The organism is Gracilibacillus xinjiangensis (genome assembly GCF_042651765.1).
GTDB classification, from domain to species: domain Bacteria; phylum Bacillota; class Bacilli; order Bacillales; family Amphibacillaceae; genus Gracilibacillus; species Gracilibacillus xinjiangensis.
This window is the reverse complement of sequence record NZ_JBHSDT010000003.1, coordinates 230,652-247,307: the sequence shown is the minus strand read 5'-3', so window position 1 is coordinate 247,307 and position 16,656 is coordinate 230,652. Positions and strand designations below refer to the sequence as shown.

At 37.0% G+C, this 16,656-nt stretch carries 10 protein-coding genes and 1 riboswitch; of the genes, 8 read left to right on the top strand and 2 right to left on the bottom strand.

Annotation, left to right across the window (positions count from 1 at the left end):
- Nucleotides 1-109 precede the first annotated feature (109 nt).
- The 7 genes from ACFOY7_RS04140 (at nt 110) to ACFOY7_RS04110 (ending at nt 8,100) form a co-directional block, all read left to right on the top strand.
- Nucleotides 110-934 carry a manganese catalase gene (locus ACFOY7_RS04140; RefSeq protein ID WP_390249681.1) on the top strand — a complete coding sequence of 275 codons (825 nt, stop codon included), beginning with the start codon at nt 110-112 and terminating at the stop codon, nt 932-934.
- 78 nt (nt 935-1,012) lie between these two features.
- A complete protein-coding gene (locus ACFOY7_RS04135; protein ID WP_390249679.1) occupies nt 1,013-2,143 on the top strand; it encodes a hypothetical protein in 1,131 nt (376 codons plus the stop codon).
- A 235-nt stretch (nt 2,144-2,378) separates the two neighbouring features.
- On the top strand, nt 2,379-3,908 hold the full coding sequence (locus ACFOY7_RS04130) for an AbgT family transporter (protein ID WP_390249677.1): 1,530 nt from the start codon (nt 2,379-2,381) through the stop codon (nt 3,906-3,908).
- Between the two features lie 213 nt (nt 3,909-4,121).
- Nucleotides 4,122-5,264 (top strand): N-methyl-L-tryptophan oxidase, encoded by a 1,143-nt coding sequence (gene solA / locus ACFOY7_RS04125; RefSeq protein WP_390249675.1) that lies wholly within the window; start codon nt 4,122-4,124, stop codon nt 5,262-5,264.
- Nucleotides 5,265-5,317: 53 nt separating this feature from the next.
- A riboswitch (SAM riboswitch) is annotated at nt 5,318-5,423 on the top strand.
- 104 nt (nt 5,424-5,527) lie between these two features.
- Nucleotides 5,528-6,562, top strand: coding sequence for a methionine ABC transporter ATP-binding protein (locus tag ACFOY7_RS04120; RefSeq protein ID WP_390249673.1), 1,035 nt, complete (start codon nt 5,528-5,530; stop codon nt 6,560-6,562).
- Complete coding sequence (locus ACFOY7_RS04115) at nt 6,552-7,214, top strand: methionine ABC transporter permease (protein WP_390249671.1); 663 nt, start codon at nt 6,552-6,554, stop codon at nt 7,212-7,214. Before ACFOY7_RS04120 ends, ACFOY7_RS04115 begins: the two co-directional genes overlap by 11 nt.
- Before the next feature lie 58 nt (nt 7,215-7,272).
- On the top strand, nt 7,273-8,100 hold the full coding sequence (locus ACFOY7_RS04110) for a MetQ/NlpA family ABC transporter substrate-binding protein (RefSeq protein ID WP_390249669.1): 828 nt from the start codon (nt 7,273-7,275) through the stop codon (nt 8,098-8,100).
- 130 nt (nt 8,101-8,230) lie between these two features.
- On the opposite strand, the gene ACFOY7_RS04105 is transcribed toward ACFOY7_RS04110, so the two are convergent.
- Nucleotides 8,231-9,643 carry a glycoside hydrolase family 30 protein gene (locus ACFOY7_RS04105; RefSeq protein WP_390249667.1) on the bottom strand — a complete coding sequence of 471 codons (1,413 nt, stop codon included), beginning with the start codon at nt 9,641-9,643 and terminating at the stop codon, nt 8,231-8,233.
- Nucleotides 9,644-9,736: 93 nt separating this feature from the next.
- On the bottom strand, nt 9,737-12,391 hold the full coding sequence (locus ACFOY7_RS04100; protein WP_390249665.1) for a beta-glucosidase: 2,655 nt from the start codon (nt 12,389-12,391) through the stop codon (nt 9,737-9,739).
- Nucleotides 12,392-13,529: 1,138 nt separating this feature from the next.
- Here ACFOY7_RS04100 and ileS point away from each other — a divergent pair.
- Entirely contained in the window at nt 13,530-16,607 is a 3,078-nt protein-coding gene (ileS, locus tag ACFOY7_RS04095) for an isoleucine--tRNA ligase (protein WP_390249663.1), read from the top strand.
- Nucleotides 16,608-16,656 lie beyond the last annotated feature (49 nt).

The window sequence follows — 16,656 nt, the reverse complement described above, 5'->3', positions numbered from 1 at the left end:
TAGTGAGCCCCTCTTTCCATGTAAAGGGGGGCTTAGTATCAGCCATTTTTTCGATAATAAGCTTTCTATACTACGATTTAAAATCTTTAATAAAGGTGGTTTAACTAATATGTTTTTCCATAGAAAAGAACTGCAATATCATGCAAAACCTGATCGTCCGGACCCTCTGTATGCAAAGAAACTTCAAGAAATCTTAGGCGGGCAATTTGGTGAAATGTCGGTTGCCATGCAATACTTATTTCAAGGTTGGAATGCACGCGGAGAGGAAAAGTATAAAGATTTAATTATGGATACAGGGACAGAAGAATTAGGTCATATCGAAATGATCTCTACAATGATTGCTAGATTATTAGATGATGCACCTGTAAAAGAACAAGAAAAGGCTGCGGAAAACCCTGTAATTGAAGCTGTTCTTGGTGGTATGAACCCTCACCATGCTATTGTGTCAGGACTTGGAGCAATGCCTGAGAATAGCACAGGGGTTCCGTGGAATGCAGGGTATATCGTAGCTAGTGGGAATTTGATTACAGATTTGAGAGCAAACTTAAACGCAGAATCTCAAGGGAGATTACAAGTAGCTAGATTGTATGAAATGACAGATGATAATGGCGTAAAAGAGATGCTCTCTTTCTTATTAGCACGTGATACAATGCACCAAAACCAATGGATTGCTGCATTAAAAGAGTTAGAGGAGAAGTATGGTACAACGGTGCCGGGAACTGTACCGGATGAATGGGAAGCAACTGATTTTTCCTATGATCTAATGAACTTCTCTGAGGGAGAAGAAAGTACAACAGGCACATGGGCTTCAGGTAAAACACCAGATGGAAAAGGGAAATTTGGTTATGTAAAAGAACCAAAAGCTCATGGCGGTAAACAAGAATTAAAACCTGCCCCATTTTATGTTCATGGGACTCCGCCTAAAGGAAAATGATATGAATTTTTAATGTAATAAATAGCATCCTATAATAGGATGCTATTTGGTTATTTGACATCGGAGGTAGAAAACGATATGCAGAAACCCAATTCTAAATGTATAGGTATAGTAACAGCACCAGGATACACAGATCGCTTAGGAGAAGTTTTAACAAAGGAACTTCCAAAGCTATTATCAAGTTCTTTAGAGAGCGGAATTGAATGGAAGGTAGAATACATAGTTGATCCGTTAACTGGTGTGACCGAAGATGCAGAAAAAGTAAAAAAAGCTACTTACAAGGAGATGAAACAAAAAGAATGGGATATTGCAATATGTCTAACCGATTTACCGTTTTTTTACCATAAGTCACCAGTTGTGATGGAGATGGACAGGGTGAAGAATGTTGCATGGGTAAGTGTCCCTTCACTTGGCATATTTCCTTTAAAAAGAAGAATTATTAGTTTTATTATCAGAATACTAAAGGATATGGTGGATCCCTCCGTTGTCAATGTAAAACAACCGAATAAAGAAGAGGCAAGCAGTAAGAAAAAGTTAAAAACTCTCTCTCCATTTCAAAGGAGGGAAATGGATGATAAGGCGAATGGAAATGTGTTATATACATATAAGCCTAGAGTATTAGGGATTTTTCGATTAATACTAGGAATGTTAAGAGCGAATCAACCGTGGGTTATTTTCCCCCATTTTTTAAAAATAGTGGTGGTTGCTTTTACGACAGGATGTTTCGCTTTGGTTTTTCCGACATTGTGGAAATTAAGCAGTCACTATACTATTGGGCGAACGTTTTTAGTAACAGTTATTGCGATCGGATTAATGGTTACATGGATTATACTTGTACATAAATTGTGGGAAAAGCCTTATAAAGGAAAAAGTAAACCTCTGCGCATCATCTATAATCTTACAACAGTTTTTACATTGTTAGTAACAGTTGTTTTTTATTACATTATTTTATTTGTTTTCTTTATTTTTGCTGCCATTATTTTAATACCTAGTGAACTTATGCAATCGGAAATTTCCGGAAGTGTTGATTTATTAAGGTATATATCGTTAGCTTGGACCGCGACTAGCCTTTCGACGTTTATTGGAGCGTTTGGTACAACTTTGGAAAATGAAGATGCAGTTCTTTCTTCCACTTATGGAAATCGCCAAAGACAACGGTATGAAATAATTAAGAGAATGGAAGAGAAACATGATGATGAATCCGTCTAAAAGCTAAGAGGGAACATGGGCGGGAGTTCTCGTGTTCCCAATAATCCCCCCTTCTTTTAAGGCATCTGCCTTTTCTGCCTAAATTTCCCTATTTTATAGATATTAGTTTTGGTGTTTTACTATACATTTTCCTCTCACTAAAAAATAATTATTGGAAAACATTTCACTTTACATTAAGTTGAATATTTGCTAGATTAATTCATACTATATTTATGGGAATTAGGGGGATAAAACTATGAGAGGTAAGGAAAAAGAGAACAATTTTTTTCAACGAACATTATTCCGTTCATTGGATGGAATTGAATGGTTGGGCAATAAACTTCCATCGCCATTATCTTTATTTGCTATATTAGCACTTTTGGTAATCGTTTTATCTGGTATCTTCTCTGGTGTGTCAATAAATAATCCAACAACAGGTGAAGAGGTACAAGTTCATAACTTATTTAGTGTTGACGGTCTGCAATACATTTTCCAAAATGCTGTTGATAATTTTATAGGTTTTGCGCCATTAGGAGCAGTGCTTGTTACAATGTTAGGGATCGGATTAGCGGAACAGACTGGGCTTGTTAATTCAACATTAAAAGCAACAGTTTTCTCCTTTCCTACACGACTTTTAACAGCTGCACTTGTGTTTGCGGGGGTCATGTCCAGCCTTGCCATTAATGCTGGCTATGTTGTTTTACCACCATTGGGGGCTGTATTGTTTCTAGGCCTTGGCCGTCACCCGATCGCAGGACTGGCAGCAGCATTTGCGGGTGTTTCTGGTGGGTTTGGCGCCAACTTGTTTTTAACTTCCACTGATGCAATTTTGCGTGAATTAACAGCGGAAGCAACTCGAACCATTGACCCGCAATATGCGGATACAATTACTGTATCGATGAATTGGTACTTTGCCGCTATTTCTGTTGTATTAGTTACTGTCATTGGTACGTTAGTTACTGAAAAAGTGATCGAACCACGTCTCGGAAAATATGAAGGGGAGAGAAAGGGTGAGCAAGTAGATGAGCTTACTCTAGTAGAGAAGAAAGGGCTGCGTTTTGCCGCAATTAGTTTTCTGATTACATTAGCAGTCATGGCCTTTTTATCATTTGGGCCATTAAGAGGGGATGGAGGCTATATGGAATCCCCGTTCTTTGACTCACTTGTATTTGTCATTTTCATTATTTTCTTCGTTCCAGGTCTTGTCTATGGAATTGTCTCCAAAGTAATTCAAAACGATAAAGATTTAACGAAATTATTAGGGAAAACAATGGCAAGCATGAGCGGTTATATTGCTTTAGCTTTTACTGCAGGGCAATTCATTGCATACTTCCGGGAAACAAATATGGGAACAGTGATTGCATTCAAAGGCGCTGAATTTTTAAAGGAGACAGGCTTTGACGGATTTGGTCTAATTTTAACATTTATCTTTTTAACAATGCTTATCAATCTCTTTATAGGCAGCTCTTCAGCTAAGTGGACGATTTTAGCACCAGTCTTTGTACCAATTATGATGAACCTTGGTTATACACCAGAATTAACTACATTAGTTTACCGAATATCAGATTCTGTGACGAATATGATTACACCATTATTATTGTATTTCCCGGTAATCATTGCTTTTGCTCAGCGATATGAGAAGAAGATTGGTATTGGAACATTAATTTCTATTATGCTTCCATATTCTGCAGCATTTTCTGTAGGATGGATTATCTTGTTGTTTATTTGGATGTTGTTAGGTCTGCCTGTAGGGCCAGGCGCGGGGATTCACTATCCGATCCAATAAAGTAGGCTAAATATTTTTTAATAGTAGGGTGGCAGTTCCACGAAGGCTCAAAAAAGTGGAAAAAGTAATTCAATATGTCCCCGTTGTTACTTTTTCCCACTTGTTGCTTTTGATGATAGAAAGGTTTACTATTACAAAATAAAACCTAGTATATTTCGTTTCACTATGGTCGGACAAGTTGACAGATTAATTGCATCAGCAGGAGGTACATAAATGGATTATGAAGTAATTATCATAGGTGCGGGATCAATGGGTATGGCGGCAGGTTACTACCTAGCTAAGCAAGGAAAACGAGTGTTGTTAGTCGATAAATACAGCCCGCCGCATACCTTTGGTTCTCATCATGGGGAAACGAGGATAATTCGCCATGCTTATGGCGAAGGTGAGAGTTATGTGGAGATGGCATTGCGTTCACAGCAATTATGGAAAGAATTAGAAGATATATCCGGAGAAGATATTTTCCTTCCTACAGGTGTGATAAATGTCGGTGAATCAGATTCCCCGTTTATTCAGAATGTATTAAAAAGCTCAAAAAGTTATAAATTAAATGTAGAGAAGTTAACCGCTGATGAAATCAATCAACGATGGAGTGGCTTCAACGTACCTGATGAGTACATTGGATGTTACGAGCTGGACTCAGGGGTATTGATGAGTGAAAATTGTATCCGTGCATTTAAAAAGCTTGCATTAGAACATGGTGCAGAAATAGTAAGTGATGCAAACATTACAGCAATTTCTATCGAAAATAATAGTGTAACAGTGAAAGCCAATCAACAAAATTATACTGCGAAGTCCCTCATTTTAACGGCAGGTGCCGGCACGAGAAAACTTCTTCCGCAAATTGGGTTAGAGTTGCCTTTGCAAGAATTGCGCACTACTTTCTCATGGTTTGAAACTGGCGAAAACTTAGATCAATACCATTCAACTAATTTTCCGGCATTTTCTTTTCTATCACCTATCGGTACGTATTATGGTTTTCCAAGTATACATGGTGCTGGGGTGAAGATAGGACGACATGACAGCGGAACTCCCAGAGATATGGATAAACCAATCGATCCTTTTGGTACAAGTGATGCAGACAGAGCAGATGTTAGCAATTTTGCAAAACAGTATATGCCAGACCTTGGGGAGCATAAAGTAGGGAAAGCATGTACATACACAAATACTCCTGATGAGGATTTTATTATAGACAAGCATCCTGAACATGATCATGTTGTGATTGCGTGTGGTTTTTCAGGACATGGTTTTAAATTTAGTAGTGCAGTCGGTGAGATTCTTAGTCAATTGGTAACAGGAAATCGTGAGTCTATGTTAAATATTCGACAGTTTTCGATAAAAAGGTTGAAAAACTGTTGACATTCGACTCCTTTCTATATATGATTGAAAATAGTTTTTCCCAAAATATATAATACTTATCAAGAGTGATCGAGGGACATGGCCCGATGACATCCGGCAACCTTCTAATTGTTTAGAAAGGTGCTAATTCCTGCAGAAATTTTTTCTGAAAGATAAGGTTTTTAGATTAAAAGAGCCTTTTTCGATTATAAAAAAGGCTCTTTTAATTTTATTGTCGGGAAAATTAATTTTACTATTCGGTTTATGAAAAGGAGCAGGGTTTGATGTTAAGACTAGAAGGAATACGCAAACTATATGGAGAAGACGGAGATAATCCAGTTGAGGCACTTAAGAACATAAACCTTGAAGTAAAACGAGGAGAAATATATGGAGTAGTGGGATATAGTGGAGCGGGTAAAAGCTCTTTGATACGTTGTGTTAATTTACTTGAGAAACCAACTGCTGGAAGGGTCATTGTTAATGGCAAAGATTTAACGAAACTGCCAGCAAAAGATCTGAGAACAGAACGAAAGAAAATAGGGATGGTTTTTCAACAATTCAACCTGTTGCATTCAAAAACAGCCTTCGGGAATGTCGCGATGCCACTTATTTTGGAAGGATATTCGAAAGAAGCTATTCATGATAAAGTGATGAAACTCCTTTCATTTGTCGGTTTAGCCGATAAAGCAGATCACTATCCTGAGCAGCTATCTGGCGGGCAAAAACAAAGAATCGGTATAGCCCGAGCGCTAGCAACAGATCCACATGTCTTGCTTTGTGATGAAGCTACCTCCGCGCTTGATCCTGATACAACAAATGCTGTACTAGATTTGTTAAAACAAGTGAGAGATGAAATGGGAATTACCATACTTCTAATTACACATGAAATGAATGTGATAAGGGATATTTGCGATAAAGTGGCTGTTATAGATGGCGGAATGATAGTGGAACAGGGTACAACGATAAATCTATTTACATCTCCACAAACAGATATAGCGAAAAGTTTTGTTCGTACGGTCTTAAATGACGCGTTACCTGAAGCAACATGGAAGAACATTTTAGAAAAGGGTTCATCTAATTCTGTTTACAGAATTCTCTACAAAGGTGAATCTGCCAATAGCCCATTGTTATCAAACATTGCTAAGAAGTTCTCTGTTGATGTAAATGTCATTCATGGGACGATAACAACCATTCAAGGTCAGCCGTTTGGTAATATTATCATCGAATTTATCGGGGATTCTCGTGAAGTCAATATAGTTGTTAAGTATGTACAAGAACAAAATACAACAATTAGGGAGGTTGCGGCAGATGGAATTTAGTTGGTCATGGTTTTGGCCTGAGTTATTCGGTTCCCTTAATGAAACACTTTATATGATTTTTGTTGCATTTTTGATATCTTTATTGATTGGTATACCGCTGGGAATTACCTTGGTTATTACTAGAGATCAGGGGATCTTAGCAAATAAAACTGTTTTTAACCTATTGAACATTGTCGTGAATGTTTTACGTTCGATTCCATTTATTATCTTAATTGTTGCAATTATTCCATTGACAAGGTTGATTGTTGGAACATCAATTGGAACGACTGCCGCAATAGTCCCTTTAGTATTCTATACTGCCCCATATATTGGAAGGTTAGTAGAGAATTCTTTATTGGAAGTGGACCAGGGGACAATAGAGCTTGCAGAATCAATGGGTGCTACACCTTGGCAAATTATTTGGAAATTTCTCTTACCAGAAGCATTAAGCTCTTTAATTCTGTCCTTAACCATTGCTATCATTGGCCTAATTGGTGCGACAGCAATGGCTGGAGCAGTAGGTGGTGGTGGAATTGGCGATTTAGCCATTTCATATGGGTACAATCAATTCCAGACAGAGGTTATGGTTGTTACTGTGATCATTCTCGTAATTATGGTACAACTTATTCAATCAATTGGAAACTATTTATCTAAGAAAATTAGAAGATCGTAAGTAATTAATAACAATAATAGATGAGATATAAAAAAACAACTTAGGGGAGTTCAAACATATGAAGAAATTTTTAATTAGTTTTGCAGCAATAATTTTTATTTTAACTGGTTGTGGTTCCAATAACGGATCTGCTGATTCTACTAATGTGAAAGTAGGTACAACTACGGCAGAAACACCGACATGGGAGTTAGTGAAAGAATTGGCGGCAGAAGAGGGTATTGAGATTGAAATTATCCAATTTAGTGATTATGTGCAGCCGAATATTGCCTTAGACAATGGTGAAATTGATTTAAATGCTTTCCAAACAATTACTTACTTTCATTCGTTTAAAGAAGAACAAGGGTTACATTTATCAGCAATAGGAACGACAGCTATTTGGCCTATGGGAATCTATTCTGAAAAAATAGAAGAATTAAGTGAAATAGGGGATGGAGCGCAAATCATTTTGCCTAAAGAACCGACGAACTTAGGAAGAGCATTAATGCTTTTAGAAAAAGCGGAATTGATTACATTAAAAGAAGGATTTAATGGTTCCGGCGGGGTGGAAAGCATCGTGGAAAATCCGAAAAACCTTGATATTGTTACAGTAACAGCAGGCCAAACTGCCAGAGGATTACAAGATGCGACAGCGGCAGTTATTAATTCTGATATTGCCATTGCAGCAGGGCTAAATCCAACAAGTGATCCGGTTTTCCGTGAAGATGAGCAAAGTGTTCCATATATCAATATCATCGCATCACATACGGACCGTAAGAATGAGGAAGTGTTCCAACAAATCGTTGACATTTACCATTCGGAAAAAGTACAGAGCTTCATAGAAGATGAGTATGAAGGAGCAGCTGTCCCAGTGGTTCGACCGATTGAAGAGGTAATAGAGGAGCAATAGGAATAGCCTTAAAAAATACGTTTTATGAAAACCCCCACTTTTTACATTGTTCACATGTAGAGGTGGGGGTTTATTTGTAATCATCGGAGAAGTAGATTTAAATGGGCTGGGAATCTAAAATTCAGCACCTTTAACCTTCCCATTTAAAGGTTACCGCACTATTAGGTTCCATTTCATAATTAAAAGCTTCCGTTTTGTAGTTCACTTGGAATGATTCCGTATTGGAACTGGTATTAGCTACAATTAAAACAATTGACCCATCTGGATTTTTATAACCAACTGTTTCGAGTATACCATTGTAGTGTGTCGTGCTAATGCGAACTGCTCCAGGTTCAACAAATTTACTAGCATGTCCAATTGCATAATATTCTGCATTTTTCGAGACAGTACCATTATCTTTGTTGATTGTAACAACGCCTCTGCAATCAGTGCAACCGCCATTTGTTGGACCGCCATTTTGATCTAAAGCGATATTCCAAAACAAAACAGTCTTCGCCCAATTTCGAGGAGCCCCAATAATTAATTTCGACATATACCAATTTAAATTATTGCCAAAATCTGGGCTCCAGTCACCTCCACTGCATTCCGTTAAATAAATGTTCTTACTTGGAAAGGAATTATGAACACTGGACATAGATGCCGGCTCGCCTTCATAGCAATGAAAAGCAGTACCATCTACATATTTCCTTGTTTCTTTATCTTTTAAAAGGTTTTTTGAATAATTCTCTCCATTATTCCAGTTATGATCATAACCAATAATTTTAGTGGAAAGATTATTTTCTGAAAAAGCAGGTCCTAAATAATTTTTAATAAACATTGCTTGTTCCTCAGCTCCCATACTCATACTAGGATAGGATTCAGAGGTGAATTCTGGTTCATTCTGTATCGTAATAGCATCAATAGAGACCCCGTGACTCTTATATATTTGTATATATTTCACAAAATAATCTGCATAAGTTTCATAAATACGTTTATCCTTATAATTTAAGTACCATCCATTTAATTGTTGATAACCATATTTCATCCATGCAGGAGCAGTCCAAGGTGTGCCAAGTATTTTGATCTGATTATTGGTTGTATCAATATCTTGTAAGAGTTTAATAATATCTTTATCTTTTTCTATGGAGAAATTCTCTAAAGCAAAATCAGTGCCGGATTCTATATCGTTATATGTGTAGCTTGATGGATTGCCATTTTCATCAACAGAAAAGTCAGAAGCTCCAATCGTATGACGAATGTAACTTATGCGAATACCATCCTTAGTAAACAAGTCATTTAGTAAGGAGTTTCTTTGTTCAGAGCTTAATATATGACTAATAAGATAGGCGGAAGAACCAGTAATTGCTGCACCAAAACCATCCATTGTTTGATATTTAACAGTCGGGTCAACTTGGATTGTGGGTATGTTACCTTCCTCTATATTATCGAATTCTAAAGATTCCTGTGGTGAAAGCAAGTGGCTTTGATCAGAAGTCGTTAACCATAGATTCACTTTCTCCTGTTGCTTTTCAGGTAAAATTAAGGGAATTATAGAAATTATCATTCCAGCTAAAAAGATAGGAAACAATGTTTTAATATAACCGATCGTAACCCCTCCTAAAAGAGAATAGTTGGGGTCTTCCCCCAACTTATACTGCTATTTAATATGGATACTAGTTTCATATCGAATATCATCTGATGAACTTCCGACGTAAACTGGTACCTCTCCACTTGGCATGATCCATTCATTCTTCGTTTCATCCCAGTAAGAGAGTGACTTTGTATCAAGTTCAATTTGTAAATGTTCTTTTTTACCTGGCTTTAATTCAATTTTTTTAAATCCTGCTAACTGCTTAGCTGGAGTTTCTGTGCTTGTTGGAAGCTGACCAACGTAAACTTGCACTACTTCTGAACCAGATACATCTCCAGTATTAATTAAATTAAGGGAAACAGTAACTTCTAAATCTTTATTTTTTCCTTTTGTTTTCGCTTTTGCCTTAACATTTCGATATTTGAATGTTGTATAGGATAATCCATGTCCGAATGCATAAGCTGGTTCAATTCCTGCTTCTTCATACCCTTTATAACCGACAAATACACCTTCAGAGTAATCAGATACACCGTAAACTCCAGGGAATTGATTGTCATTCGAAACAGGTGTAGTGTCCTCGTCAACAGGGAATGTGATTGGTAGTTTGCCAGATGGATTTACCTCACCAAATAACACATTTGATATCGCGTTCCCTTGTTCTTGGCCGGGGAACCACGCTTGTACAATGGCAGGTACATCATCTTGCCAAGTATCCATTTGTACTGCTCTACCACTCATTTGAACAACAACTGTGTTTGGATTTACTTTAGCAATTTCCTTGATTAATTGATCCTGGTTATTTGGTAAATCAAGTGTCGAATTATCGACATAACCCTCACTATCATAAGTACGAGTTACAACGACTGCAACATCTGATTTTTCAGCTAAATCAATTGCCTCTTGCATCTTAGTATCTACTGCACCATTCGGTGGCTCCCAACCAAAGCGGATTATTCCACCAAAATCTTGCTGTCCGCCAGAATCGCCGGTACTGTATTCAATGCGTACATTGTGTTGCTCTCCCTCCACAAAAGAAAGAGTCTTTTTAGATGTTGTTAGCTTCTTACTTTGATTGTCAATGACAAGCTCATCATCAATGTATAGTTTCCCTGTTCCAAGGCTTGAAAGAGAAAGCGTATATTCTCCAGATTCAGGTACTGTAAACTGACCTGTCCAACGTGCAGACATTTCACTATTAAACTCGCCAGGAGTTGTTTCTAGTTTAGGTGATTGTGCATTAAATCCCTCATAATTATAGAATCCAAGATTTAAGTTTACTTGATTATCTGTGCGAATTAAAGAAGGCTCTCCTTCAAAATTGGTATTTGACCAGTATTCCGCCGTTAACCCATACTTATTATCTTCCCCATTTACAGGGCTTAATAAAGAAGACGGCACCGCGGAAGGACCTGGTAAAATATCTCCTGCACTAATTGGATCACTTCCTGGGGCATAAGATACTTGTACGTTTTGCCCTGCCTCATTTTTGATACCTTCTAAGGGGCTTACTGTATAAGTAGGATTTACCATGGAACTTCCTCCACCCGCTGCTGAGGCGTTGTCAGCATCAGGGCCAATAACGGCAATAGATTCTACCTCATTTTTATTTAAAGGTAATGTCCCATTTTCATTTTTCATTAACACCATGCTCTGTTCTGCGATCTCGCGAGCAATGTTGCCATGAGCCTTAGCAGAAATTGGATTATTTTCAGCAGGCTGATCAAATAATCCTTTACTAAACATTTCTGTTAACAGACGGGTAGCCATGTCATTTATTCTTTCTTCACTTACTTTACCTTCTGTGACAGCAGCGGTTAGGTGATCTCCCCAGTATCCGTTTGGTTCACCAGGTGTTTCTAAATCCAACCCAGCGTTAGCAGATACTGCTGTACTATGGTTAGCTCCATAGTCACTCATAACAAAGCCTTCAAAGTCTAGTTGATCTTTTAAAACTGTTGTAAGGATTTCTCCATCTTCACATGCGTTAACTCCATTTACTTTATTAAATGAACACATAACAGAGCTTAAACCAGCATGTTCAATTACTTCAGCAAATGGACGTGCATATACTTCCTGAATTGCTCGTTCACTAGCAATAGAATCAATCGTGAAACGTTCTGTTTCCTGGTTGTTTAATAACCAGTGTTTTGCAGTTGCCATCACTGGATAACTCTGAATTCCATTCACGTAAGGGATCGCTAGCTTGGATTGTAATAATGGATCTTCTCCTAACGATTCAAAATTACGCTCCCCCCAAGGAAAACGAGCAATATCTAATCCTGGTCCTAAAATGACGTTATGGGTAGTATTAAAAGCTTCATTTCCTAACAGTTCCCCATATGTATTTGCTGCATTAACATCCCATGTAGCAGCAAGAGCTATTGGTGCTGGAAGGGCAGTAGCCTTTTTATCTTGAATGTCTGAATTAGCAATACGAACCCCAGCTGGCCCATCCGCCATTGTCAATGCTGGTATGCCAAAGTCATTGATTTCTTCATTATAAAAACCATAATGGTTGTTAAGGTTTCCTGTTACTAGTTGAACTTTTTGATCTAAATTCATATTATCGAGCAGTAATGATGTCCGTTCTTTTGCAGATAGGGATGGATCCATCCATGGCTTTGTTGTTTCAGCAGCTATAGAAGAAAGTGGCGTCACAAAAAATGTAAAAACCAATACCATCGATATTAATTGAAATTTTATTTTATTTTTCACTTTCATGTTGCTCCTTTTCTAAGTTGATAATGTTATGTTCACTATTAATATATTTAACCTTCTTGCCACCTTTCTCTATTTACTTTTTTGCCTCTCCCAATCTACCCTTACAAAAAAGGGTAGTCAATATGTTCTTCTCTTGGTATTAATTTTGTGGCTAATGACCTAGTGGCACTTAACTTGCCTGCATATGCAAACGCTAGTGATATAGAATGGAAGTGCTTAAATTCAAAGAAAAAATCGTTCTAAAATATCATGTCTCAGTATTACTGTTACAAAATAATAATTCGAATTCCGTAATTATTGTAATAATCTAGATTTTGTACATGTAATATTAATATTTAATGTCAAATTGTAGTCCTTTGACCCTTTTTTATTGACCCAATTGTAATGAACTGTCCAATTTTGTCCAACATTTTTGGTAGATTATAGAAGAAGGAAACCTAGGGTGTTCCGCTTATAAATAGCCAGAAATACTTAACACCAAAGCAAAAGATGCCGTTTCACAAGTAACAGACACCACCTTTTATTTATTTAACTTATTTCCAAGGAGTTCCCATACTTTTTTCAAAGTATCCCAAACGAGTTAGAAGTTGAAGGAGATTGATCATTCGGCTTCTCATCAGATTCGAGGTAAGGGAGATGTCTGCTTGTGAATGAAACTGGTGAGAATAGTGATGTAAATATCACCTTGCAATCTAATGAATTATTAAGGTTGAATCTCCTTTTACATGTAACTTTAGCGCGCAATAAGCATAGCATATGATATATTCAGCTAATAATTGTAAAAAATTGTTTGACTTTTAATATAGGGTTCGCTATTATTAAAAATAATTTAATACCTAATTTGATGACGAGAAAGAGTAGTTATGAATATCTTATCCACAGAGAGTTGATGAATCGCTGAAAGTCAACGTTAAGAATCATGATGAAAATCCTCTCCGAGAAGCAAAGTTGAAATATTTTAAACTTTGACGGCATTCTACCGATATCCAGGACGCGTATGATGGTACGTAGTGTATGTAACTTGATAAAAACCACTACTATGGTTTTTTTTATTTGGTTAAAAAAGTTAATTTGTATATAAACTCGACTCTGCGTATGTAGGGTCGAGTTTTTTTAATCCTTAAAAGAGGTGATTATAATGAAGGAGTCAGCCGCTGCAAGAGAAGAGAGGGTTCGGGAACGATGGAAGAGAGAGAAGACATTTGATCTGTCCATATCCAACAGAGAGGGCTTGGAAACGTTTGTGTTTTACGAAGGACCGCCGACTGCAAATGGATTACCACATGCAGGTCATGCGCTTGGCAGGACAATCAAGGACTTTATTGCACGTTACAAAACAATGTCAGGTTACCAGGTGTTAAGGAAAGCGGGTTGGGATACCCATGGATTACCAGTCGAATTAGAAGTTGAAAAACAGTTGGAAATCAGAGGAAAGGACCAAATAGAATCCTATGGTATTGAAAGATTTATTCAAAAATGTAAAGCAAGTGTCTTTACCTATGAAAGCGAATGGCGCCAATTTACCGAAGCACTAGGTTATTGGGTTGATATGGAAGACCCGTATGTCACTTTAGATAATAAATATATTGAATCAGTATGGAACCTATTAGCGACTATTCATCAACAGGGCTACTTGTATAAAGGGCACAGAGTAGTGCCGTATTGTCCAAATTGTGAAACATCCCTGAGCTCTCACGAGGTAGCGCAAGGATATAAAGATGTTTCGGATATATCTGTAACTGCCAAATTTCGTTTAAAAGGGACAACGAATGAATACCTTTTAGGTTGGACAACAACACCGTGGACATTACCTGGCAATGTTGCAGTTGCCGTTCACCCTGATATGAATTATATAAGAGTTCGTCAGGGAACAGAGATTTATATTCTTGCAGAGTCTCTTGCTCCTAAAATATTGAAGAAAAATTATGAAACATTGAGTGTTATGAAAGGAAGCGATTTAGCAGGAACTTCTTATGAGCCACCTTTTCATTTTGTAAATGTTACAAATGGACATAAAGTGCTTGGTGCTGACTTTGTTACTGACAAAAGTGGAACTGGCGTTGTCCATATAGCTCCTGCTCATGGAGAGGATGACTACAAGGTTATTCTTGATAATCAATTCGATTATGTAAATGTTGTTGACTCTAAAGGATGTTATAAAGAACAGGTAACTGCACTGGCAGGACAATTTGTTAAAGATTGTGATGTCGAAATAATTAAAATGCTAGCTAGAGATAATCTTTTGTTCGAAAAGCAGAAATATGAACACAGTTACCCTCACTGCTGGCGATGTGACAGTCCGCTTCTGTATTATGCCATGCAAGGCTGGTTTATAAAAACAACAGCAGTAAAAGAAAAAATGCAGGCCAATAACCAATCCGTTCAATGGTTTCCTTCCCATATGAAAGATGGCAGGTTTGGCAACTTCTTAGATAATATGGTCGATTGGAATATAGGAAGAAACAGGTACTGGGGGACTCCTTTAAATGTATGGATATGTCAAGAATGTGGAGTGGAGAAATCACCAAAATCGATAAAAGAGCTTAAGGACTTTGCAGCAGAAGAAGTACCGGAGAAGATAGAATTGCATAAACCTTATGTGGATAAAATACAGCTCAATTGTTCTTGCGGTGGCAAGATGGTAAGGACTAGTGAAGTGATTGATGTATGGTTTGATAGTGGATCTATGCCATTTGCTCAATATCATTATCCGTTCGAGAATAAGGAGTTTTTTAGCAGGCAGTTTCCTGCAGATGTGGTTATAGAAGGGGTTGACCAGACTAGAGGCTGGTTTTATAGTTTATTAGCAGTTTCTACTCTAGTTTCTGGAGAATCACCGTATAAACGTGTCTTATCATTAGGTCATATCTTAGATGAAAATGGACAAAAGATGTCAAAAAGTAAAGGAAATGCCTTGAATCCTGCAGAGCTTATAAATGAGTTTGGTGCAGATGCGCTAAGATGGGCCTTATTAGCTGACAGTTCCCCATGGAATAATAAACGTTTTTCGAAAAATATAGTCAGTCATGCTAAATCTAAGGTGATTGATACATTGTTAAACGTCTATTCGTTTTACTCAATGTATGCAGATATTGATCAATTTGATCCAGAAAAAGATATAGGTGGTACTAAATCAGTATTAGATCACTGGATCTTATCACGGCTGAATACACTAATTAAGGAAGTTAGTGCAAGCATAGAGGATTATGATATAACCAAGGCTGCAAGGTCTATTGCTCAATTTATCGATGAGCTCAGTAACTGGTATGTTAGGAGATCAAGACAGCGCTTTTGGAACAGCGGAATGACCAAGGATAAAAAAGCAGCCTTTAACACATTGTTTGAGGTACTCAAAAAGTTGTCACAGCTAATGGCCCCATATATACCTTTTATAACCGAAGATATTTATTCAAAATTAGTAAAAGAGAGTGTCCATTTATCAGACTTCCCTAACCCAGATGAAACAATGATTAATGAAACCTTAGAGAACGAGATGAATGCCGTACTAGAGATAATAGAACTTGCTCGTTCAGTTAGAAATTCGATAGGAGTGAAAACAAAACAACCATTAGCTCAATTGATTGTAGTTCCGAAAGAATTATCTGATCCAATGGCATTAGACAAATATACAACAATTATGGAAGAAGAGTTGAATGTAAAAGAAGTAGATTTTAGACAAGGTTATGAGGGGTTAATAAATTTAGAAATAAAACTAAATTTCTCTGTTGCCGGTCCCCAATTAGGTAAGGCCGTTGGTGAAGTGAAGAATAGATTGGAAAATTTAAAAAGTGAAGAAAAGACGAAATTTCTTAAAGAAAAGGAATGGCAAGTTTCATTAAAATCTGGTGAAACAGTTATTCTAACATCAGATACTGTCATCTTGGAGAAAAAAGGAGTCGGAGGTTACGAATTATCAGAAGGAAGTAACTTTATAACATTATTAGATACAACATTAACCGAAGAATTAAAAGAAGAGGGATTGGTAAGAGAATTTATCCGTGCTGTACAGACATATCGAAAAGAAATGAATCTTCCAGTGGAATTACGTGTAGATTTATATATCCAGGCTGACTCAACTCTAAAAAACATATTAACCAAATTTGATCAATTAGTGCGAAAAAATCTAATAATAAATGATATCTATTATGAAAATAAACCAAATATGAAAAAGATCAATGTGGAAGGAAATGAAGTAAAGTTATATATAGAAATTTAAAATTTCAACCTTTCCTTTGTTAAAAATCGGGAGACAAAAGAACCTATGT

Coding starts and splice junctions, on each gene's coding strand:
- solA (WP_390249675.1), top strand. CDS start 4,122: ATGGATTATGAAGTAATTATCATAGGTGCGGGATCAATGGGTATGGCG.
- ACFOY7_RS04140 (WP_390249681.1), top strand. CDS start 110: ATGTTTTTCCATAGAAAAGAACTGCAATATCATGCAAAACCTGATCGT.
- ACFOY7_RS04115 (WP_390249671.1), top strand. CDS start 6,552: ATGGAATTTAGTTGGTCATGGTTTTGGCCTGAGTTATTCGGTTCCCTT.
- ACFOY7_RS04105 (WP_390249667.1), bottom strand. CDS start 9,643: ATGATAATTTCTATAATTCCCTTAATTTTACCTGAAAAGCAACAGGAG.
- ACFOY7_RS04120 (WP_390249673.1), top strand. CDS start 5,528: ATGTTAAGACTAGAAGGAATACGCAAACTATATGGAGAAGACGGAGAT.
- ileS (WP_390249663.1), top strand. CDS start 13,530: ATGAAGGAGTCAGCCGCTGCAAGAGAAGAGAGGGTTCGGGAACGATGG.
- ACFOY7_RS04110 (WP_390249669.1), top strand. CDS start 7,273: ATGAAGAAATTTTTAATTAGTTTTGCAGCAATAATTTTTATTTTAACT.
- ACFOY7_RS04100 (WP_390249665.1), bottom strand. CDS start 12,391: ATGAAAGTGAAAAATAAAATAAAATTTCAATTAATATCGATGGTATTG.
- ACFOY7_RS04130 (WP_390249677.1), top strand. CDS start 2,379: ATGAGAGGTAAGGAAAAAGAGAACAATTTTTTTCAACGAACATTATTC.
- ACFOY7_RS04135 (WP_390249679.1), top strand. CDS start 1,013: ATGCAGAAACCCAATTCTAAATGTATAGGTATAGTAACAGCACCAGGA.